This window comes from Kitasatospora sp. NPDC088861, assembly GCF_044750105.1.
In the GTDB taxonomy this organism is placed as follows: domain Bacteria; phylum Actinomycetota; class Actinomycetes; order Streptomycetales; family Streptomycetaceae; genus Kitasatospora.
In genome coordinates this window covers 159,283-165,535 of the sequence record NZ_JBIVJF010000005.1, presented here as the reverse complement: position 1 = coordinate 165,535, position 6,253 = coordinate 159,283, and the positions used below count along the sequence as shown (strand labels likewise).

Genomic DNA, 6,253 nt, shown 5'->3' with positions numbered 1-6,253 from the left:
AGAACCTGACGAATCGTCAGTTCTGGTTCTTGGCTTCCTCGTCGGCGTTCTTCAGCATCTCGGAGGTCTTCTGACCCTTGGTTCCGGCGCCCTCGACCTGGTCGCGCACCTTCTTGAACAGGTCGTCGAGATCGGCGGTCGGCCCGTCCACGTTCTTGTGGTACTCCTTGCCGATGTCGTCGTTGCCCGCCGAGCTCTTGTTGAACTCGTTGATCTCGTCGGTCCACCGGCGGACTTCCTCGATGGTGTCCGAGAGCGGGCCGAACTTGGCGAACTTGTCCTTCAGGTCCGCCATCGCGGTCAGCTGGGGCTTAGCCACGGAACTCCTCCTGCCGGTCGCGCTTGCGGCGGTCCGCCGCGGCGGCCTCGTCGGCGTAGCCGGGCCGCATGTCCCGCAGCGGCGCGAAGAGGTCGTCGAGTTCGGTCCCGCCGGTCATCGAGGCCCGCAGGGCCTCGCCCAGGCCGCTGAACGCGCCCATGGTCTCCGCGACCCGCTCGCCGATGTCGGCCCGCGCGGTGTTCAGCACGTCGGCCAGGACCTGCCCCAGCTGGGCCGGTGCCATCGACCGGTACGCGGTGGTGTGGAAGACCAGGGACACCACCTGCCCCTGCGCCCCGACCGTCGCGGTGACCATCCGGTCCTTGGACGTCACCGAGGCGGTGGCCGCCTGCAACTCCTTGGCGGCCACCGCCATCTTGGCCTGCTGCTCCTCCAGAGCGGCCATGGCCTGTTCGATCTGCTCGGCGTACGACAACGCCTTCACCCGCACTTCCGTCTCGTCCCGAATCCCGATGACGCGTCCCGGGCCTACGGGGGTGAGGCCCGGGACGCGCCGGCTCGTGGGGTCGTACGGTTCTCTCTACGGATGGGCGGGGTCCTGCGGTTCGACCGCCGACGCGAATCGCCCGGTCAGCGGCCGATGACGCCCGTCACGGCGCCCGAGTCGGTGCCCCAGACCTCCTCGTCCTCGGCCAGCCAGGTGGTGCGCTGCCGTTCCTTCTCCCCCTGACCGCCCGCGCCCGCGCCGGCACCGGCGCCCATAGGCGGCATCATGGGGCCGCCGCCACCGGTGGTGGAGACCCCCCGGCCCATCAGCTGGGCCTCCTCGCCGGCCAGCCCGGCCGCTGACGCCCGCTCGGCCGCCATGGTGCGGGAGGCCATGGCCTCCTCGGCGGCCGTCGCCCCCTTGTCGATGCCCAGGGCGGAGGCCAGGCGGTCGCTGACGCCGATGCGCGGCGGCCCCTGAGCGGCGATGCCGCCCATGGTCTTGGGGCCGGAGCCCTGGCCGCTGAAGGGCTCGCCGAACAGGTCGGTGCCGCTCTTGAGGGAGCTCGAACCGCCGGAACCGCCGAAGGAGATTCCGCCGCCGCCGAGCGAGCTCGGCAGGCCGGTCCAGCTGCTGCCGCTGCCGCCGCTGCCACCTCCCCCACCGAGGACGAGCCCGCCGCCCCGCCCGGAGAGCGCGTGCTCCTCGTCGGACAGCAGCTGCTCGAACTGCGAGACGGGCCGACCGCTCGCGGTGCGGACGGTGCCGTCCGCGTCGATCTTGTCGTCCTTGCGGAGCACCACCGGGTTGCCGTTGGAGTCCTTCAGCAGGTTGCCCTCGGGGGTGGTGACCGTGCCGTCGTCGTTGATCTTCGAGCCCGGCGGCACCTTGAACGGCGTATTGGACGTCGACCCGCCCGAACCGCCCGAACCGCCCGAGCCGCCCGACCCCGTGGTCGGCTGGCCCACGACGGTGCCCACCGGCACGTGCCGGGGCTTGCCGTCGGGGCCGAGCAGCGGCTTGCCGTCGGGGCCGATGAGTTCGCCCTTGCCGTTGACCGTCGTCCCCGGCGGGACGTACATCGGCTTGCCGTCCTTGTCGAGGACCGGCTTGCCGTTCTTGTCGAGCAGCGGCGCCTGGCCGTTGCCTCCGCCGATCCCCCCGATGCCACCGATGCCGCCGATGCCACCGGTCCCGGTGCCGCCGCCCTTGCCACCGCCCCCGCCGCCGATCCCGCCGGGCTTCGGCGGCGGGGGCGGCGCGATGCCCGGCGGCGGAGCACCGGCGCCGCCCTTCGGCGGGCCCTTGGTGTCGTCCTTCGGGCCGTCAGGACCGCCGGGCCCCTTGTCGGGGCCGTCCTTCGGGGGGTCCACCTTGTCCGGCGCCAGGTCCATGCCCGGGGCCGCGAACGACATCAGGACCCTGGCCGCGGCCTCGTAGGCGGTCGCCAGGGCGGTCCCGGCGTCGGTGGCCGCCTTGTCGAGCACCCTGACGACCTCGTCCGTCCACTGCTTGGTCGCCGCGTTGTTCAGGACCGTGGCGAAGGCGGCGACCGACGCGGTTCCGGTGGAACCGCTCGTCATGGTCGTAGAGCCGCCGGTGACCGTGGCCTCATACGAATCCCCTGAGGCGTCGTTCGTCGGGTAGCGGGTCGCCGTCAGCTTCTGGACTTCCTGCGTGAACGCGTAGTGGATGCACAGGTCCGGCCAGGCGTACGTGGCGTGCTTGTCCGGGTCGTCGTTCTTCTTGTACGCCCACGAGCCCGTGGGGTCCGTCAAGGCGCTGTACCCGCGCCAGGGGTTGTACCCGTTGTTGTACATGTCCTGCTGGACCTTGACCAGCGCATCGCCTGCCGCCTTCAGCTTGTCGGCGATGCTGCTGCCCGCGGCCGGCGCGGGGGCGTCGTCCTTGAACGCGTCGAGGTCGCCGCTGAGTCGGTAGTGCAGCGTCTTGAACTCGTTCTGCAGCCCGACCAGGACCTCCTTGAACCGGCCGGCCGCACTGCCCTGGAAATCGCTGCCCGCGCCGTCCACGGACTCGGCCCACTGGTGGATCTTCGCCCGGTTGTCCGCGAAGAACGTGTCCACCAGGGCGAGGATCCGCGCCGCCTCGGTCAGCGTCTTGTAGTTCGTGTTGTCGTTACCCGGGCCCCCCTGGAAGATGGCCCCGCCGAGGATCTCTCCGGGGTCGGTATGGAACAGGTGCAGCACGCTCCCCGTCTTACCGGAGGGCTTGTCGTCGAAGAAGGGCCAGTTGTAGGTCACACCCAGGATCGTGGTGAACGCGGTGGTGGCGTTGCCGTCACCGTAGTCCCACTCCGCCCACATGTCGTAGCCGGCGTTGTGGGTGGACAGGCCGTCCTTCTTCTTGCGCAGGTTGTTGTTGTACCGGGAGTCCGTCACCAGCTCCTGCCCGGTGATCCACGGCTGCCCCGTGACGTCCCCCCGCTTCACGATGGCGCTGTGGTCCGACCCCGCGAACGCCTCCAGCATCTGTTCCCAGGTGTACGTGACCTTGGGCGGCTCTGTCTTGGGCGGCTCGTCCGCCATGGTTTCCTCCGAACGCGGTGACACGGGTCAGGACATCGGTGTGCCGTCGGATCGGGCGGCCCCACAACCGTCCGATCCGACGACGGCCCTCACTTGGGCGGGGCGGGAGCTCCGGTGACTCCGCCGAGAACGTCCTTGAGGACGTCCATCATCTGGGCCTCCGTCAGGGCTTCACCGTCTCCGAGGTGAAGCTTCTCCCGCGCCTTGATCAGGTCGAGCACGATCTTGTCGACGTCGCCCCGGATGGCCTCGATCGATTCGCCCACGCTCTTGGAGAAGGCGTCGAAGTTGGCCTTCAAGGCCTTCGTCGCGGGGAACGATTCCCGCCCCGGCTTCAGGGCCGGCACCTCGCTCCAGGACGTCTTCTGGCCGTTGACGTCCTGCTCGAAGGCGTTCAGGTCCTTCACGAAGGTCTCAAGACCCTCGACCGTCACCTTGATCGTCGATTCACCCATGGTCGCGTGCCCCCGCCCGGACTAGAACTGCTTGCCGGCGTTGTAGTCCGATTCGATCATGATGTCGTGCATCTTGGTGAGCGTGCCCGCCGCGCCCTCGATGTCCTCGTCCATCTTCGACTCGTTGGCCGCGACGACCCGGGAGAGCTCCTCGAAGGCGGTGGCGGCGACACCCTGGAAGTGCCCGCCGTCGATCACGCCCCTCAGCTTGCCCATGAGCTCGTCCAGGTTGCTGCGCATCAGGTTGCCGGCCTGCCGGAGCTCGGCCGCCGACTGCTCGACCGTCTCGTGGTGGAGCTGGATGTTTCCGAAGTCCATCGGTTCGCTTTCCCTAGTCTTCCTGCTCTTCCGACGCGCCCTCAGGCGCCCTGGAGCCCGTTGTAGATGCCGTCCGCGGCGTGTGCCCGGGCGTCGTCCTCGGCCTGGGTGAGGATCTGGTTGGCGCCCTGGGTGGACTGGACGAAGTGCTCGAAGGCACCGATGACCTGCTGGTAGCGCTGCATCCAGTCGTCGACCCTCGACTGGAACATGCTGCTCGCCCCGGAGATGTAGCCGGCGGCGAGCTCCTCCTTGATCCGCTCGACCGTGCGGCCGGCGGTCACCATGTTCTCGATCTGCTGCTCCAGGCTCGAAAGAACCTGGCGGATCGCCTCGTCTTCCTTCGTCAACATGGACGGTGTGCCCACGGCATGCTCCCTTCCCTGCACGAGCGGGGGCGCGACTGCGACCCCGCACACGTTCCTGACCGACTCAACGGGCCCGCGAGACCGGGTGGTTCAGCTGCACGGGGCCGAACCGGGCGCGGCGGCCGCGGCGGCGGCCGTCGAGGCGGCCGTCGGCGTGGCGGCGGCCCCGTCGGCCACCGCCGCCGGGTCGAGGAGCGGCCCGGCGGGGAGCAGCCCGACCACCGGGGCGGGCACCGAGACCGGCGTGGCGCCCCCGTAGCCGAGCTGTTTGGCGACGGCCGTCGAGGGCAACGGATACCGCACCCCGGCCTCGGTGACCAGGTACTCGGTGCTGCCCGTGCCCGCGCCGGAGACCGCCTTGACCAGGGCCCCGCGCCCGGGCCGGACGGAGATCCGGTCGGCCACCGCGCAGGTGCCGCCCGCCGCACCCGACGGGACCGTCGGCGGGCGGCCGGTGTCCGCCGCGGCCGCGTCCAGGAGGGTGATCGCGGTGACCGGGGAGCCGGCGCCGGTGTGCAGGTCGGCGCAGACCCCCTCGCCGTGCAGCGGGGTGACCAGGGTCGGCGGCGTCTCGGGCAGTCCCGTGGCCGGAGCCCCGCCCGGCGCGGTGTGGGCGGCCAGGTCGACCGGGCCGATCAGCGCGGGCGCCGGGGCGTTGTTCGCGTACGCCTCCTTCTGGGTGCGCGGATCGCCGCGCAGCAGCTCGTACAGGGTCGTGGTGAGCGGGACCAGGCCGTCCTTGGTGAGCAGGTAGTGCGCACCGCCGGCGACGTCGAAGAGCTGGCCGATGCGGGTCGGCTTCCCGGAGAGCACCGGGCCGTCGCCGCCGCGCCCGGGGACGGCGGGGGAGGCGAGATCCGGTCCGGCGGGCAGCGCGTTCAGCACCCCGGCCGGGACGGGGAAGGGCGTCGCTCCGCCGTAGCCGAGTGCCTGCAGGGCCTGGTTGGCGGTGTCGACGCGCAGTCGCTGGCCCTGCCAGAGCAGGTGCACCGTCCCGTCCGGGAGGGAGACCAGCACGGCCTGACCAGGGGTCAGCGCCTTGCCCTCCTTGACCGGGTCCATCAGCAGGCCCAGCCGGGGCGCGGGGGCGCCGGTCGGGCCGGGCTGGACGGTCCCGCACACCAGCCAGGTGCCGCCCGCGAGTTCGGCGGCCGGCGGCAGCCCGTCGGGGGCGCCGACGATCCCGACCGGAGCGCCGCGCGGCACGTCCGCGAGCGACGCCCGGCCGACCTGGGCGACCGCCATCTGGTCGCCGGCCACCAGCCGGGCGCTGGTGTCGTTCAGCACCGGGTGCAGCTGCCCGCCCACGAACAGGTAGCGGGCGCCCGTCTCCTCCACCACCACGAGCGTGCCGGGCTTGGTCCAGCCGGCGTCGCCGCCGGGCTTGATGACCCCGTACACCACGACCCCGAGCCCGATCAGGACGGCCACGGCCAGTCCGGTCGTGGTGCCCCGGGTGGTCCGCCCGGTGGGGGTGTCCGGCGCGTCGGGCTCGGCCCGCAGCATGCCGGAGGCCAGCCTGCTCATCACGAACAGGTGCGCCTGCACCTGGTCGCGTCGGGACTGCATCCAGTTCCTCCCCGGTGTCCGGGCGCGCCGCTTCCGCGCCCCCACCCCGGTGCTACGGCCCGGAGGGGCGCGAGAGTTCACCGGGCTTCGTCGACCGCGGTTCTCCGTGGCTCGGCGTCAAGTCAAGTTGTCTGTACAGCTCCGGGCCCCTTGGCGGCCATCGGATCGTCATCGAACTCCCCGGCCCCGGTCACCTCGGTCACTTAGAAACATGACTGGTCCGGGTC

The 6,253-nt window shown here is 71.4% G+C and carries 7 protein-coding genes; all 7 read right to left on the bottom strand.

Features of this window, described 5'->3' with window-relative positions:
- Positions 1–16: 16 nt before the first annotated feature.
- Positions 17–319 (bottom strand): hypothetical protein, encoded by a 303-nt coding sequence (locus tag ACIP37_RS12090; RefSeq protein ID WP_363587577.1) that lies wholly within the window; start codon positions 317–319, stop codon positions 17–19.
- Positions 312–764 carry a YbaB/EbfC family nucleoid-associated protein gene (locus ACIP37_RS12085; RefSeq protein WP_363587575.1) on the bottom strand — a complete coding sequence of 151 codons (453 nt, stop codon included), beginning with the start codon at positions 762–764 and terminating at the stop codon, positions 312–314. The genes ACIP37_RS12090 and ACIP37_RS12085 overlap by 8 nt, the downstream gene beginning before the upstream one ends.
- Positions 765–910: 146 nt before the next feature.
- Positions 911–3,316 carry a hypothetical protein gene (locus tag ACIP37_RS12080; RefSeq protein ID WP_363631969.1) on the bottom strand — a complete coding sequence of 802 codons (2,406 nt, stop codon included), beginning with the start codon at positions 3,314–3,316 and terminating at the stop codon, positions 911–913.
- Between the two features lie 89 nt (positions 3,317–3,405).
- Positions 3,406–3,771, bottom strand: a complete 366-nt coding sequence (locus tag ACIP37_RS12075; RefSeq protein WP_363587571.1) for a hypothetical protein — start codon at positions 3,769–3,771, stop codon at positions 3,406–3,408.
- A gap of 21 nt (positions 3,772–3,792) precedes the next feature.
- The gene (locus ACIP37_RS12070) at positions 3,793–4,089 is read right to left on the bottom strand and encodes a hypothetical protein (protein WP_363587569.1); all 297 of its coding nucleotides are present in this window, start codon (positions 4,087–4,089) and stop codon (positions 3,793–3,795) included.
- A 41-nt stretch (positions 4,090–4,130) separates the two neighbouring features.
- Positions 4,131–4,457, bottom strand: a complete 327-nt coding sequence (locus ACIP37_RS12065) for a hypothetical protein (RefSeq protein WP_363587567.1) — start codon at positions 4,455–4,457, stop codon at positions 4,131–4,133.
- A 90-nt stretch (positions 4,458–4,547) separates the two neighbouring features.
- Entirely contained in the window at positions 4,548–6,026 is a 1,479-nt protein-coding gene (gene eccB, locus ACIP37_RS12060) for a type VII secretion protein EccB (protein WP_363587565.1), read from the bottom strand.
- Positions 6,027–6,253: the final 227 nt, after the last annotated feature.